Genomic DNA, 1001 nt, shown 5'->3' on the forward strand with positions numbered 1-1001 from the left:
GGACGACCTCGATGCCGGCGCGGGCGCAGGAGTAGGCGATCCCGGCGCCCATCATGCCGGCGCCCAGCACGGCGACCTTGCGGACCTGGGTCTTCTCGACGCCCTTGGGACGGCTGGCACCGGAGTTGACGGCCTGGAGGTCGAAGAAGAACGCCTGGATCATATTCTTCGCGGTCTGGCCGGTGACCAGCTCGGTGAAGTAGCGGGACTCGATGACCTGCGCGGTCTCGAAGTCGACCTGGGAGCCCTCGACGGCGGCGGCCATGATGTTGCGCGGGGCCGGGTAGGGGGCGCCGTTGAGGGTCTTGCGCAGGTTGGCGGGGAAGGCCGGCAGGTTGGCGGCGAACTTCGGGTTCGACGGGGTGCCGCCGGGGATGCGGTACCCGGGGACGTCCCAGGGCTGGGCGGACTCCGGGTGCGTGTCGATGAAGGCGATGGCCTTGGCCATCATCTCCTCGGGCGTGGACGCCAGTTCGTGGATCAGTCCGCTGTCGAGGGCCCGCTTCGGGGTGTACTGGGTGCCCTGGAGGAGGACCTTGAGGAGGGCGTCGGTGATGCCCATGAGGCGGACGGTGCGGGTGACGCCGCCGCCGCCGGGCAGCAGGCCGAGGGTGACCTCGGGCAGGCCGATCTTGGAGCCGGACGCGTCGAGCGCGATCCGGTGGTGCGAGGCCAGCGCGATCTCGTAACCGCCGCCCAGGGCCGCGCCGTTGAGGGCGGCGACGACCGGCTTGCCGAGGGTCTCGATGCGGCGCAGCGCGCGCTTCATGTCCATCGCGGCGTCGAAGATGTCCTTGGCGTGCTCGGGGCCCGCCTGGATCATGTCCTTGAGGTCGCCGCCGGCGAAGAAGGTCTTCTTCGCGGAGGTGTAGATGACGCCCCGGATCGAGTCCTTCTCGGCTTCCAGACGGTCGGCGACGGCCGTGATGGAGGCGCGGAACGCCTGGTTCATGGTGTTGGCGGACTGGTTCGGGTCGTCGAGGACGAGGGTGACGATCCCC

At 69.8% G+C, this 1001-nt stretch carries 1 protein-coding gene; it reads right to left on the reverse strand.

The window, feature by feature from the left end; all coding sequences use genetic code 11:
* On the reverse strand, positions 1-1001 hold a 1001-nt coding region (locus IE321_RS41535), incomplete at both ends, for an enoyl-CoA hydratase-related protein (RefSeq protein WP_190226787.1).

It is taken from the genome of Streptomyces hydrogenans (assembly GCF_014656075.1).
Lineage (GTDB): Bacteria > Actinomycetota > Actinomycetes > Streptomycetales > Streptomycetaceae > Streptomyces > Streptomyces hydrogenans.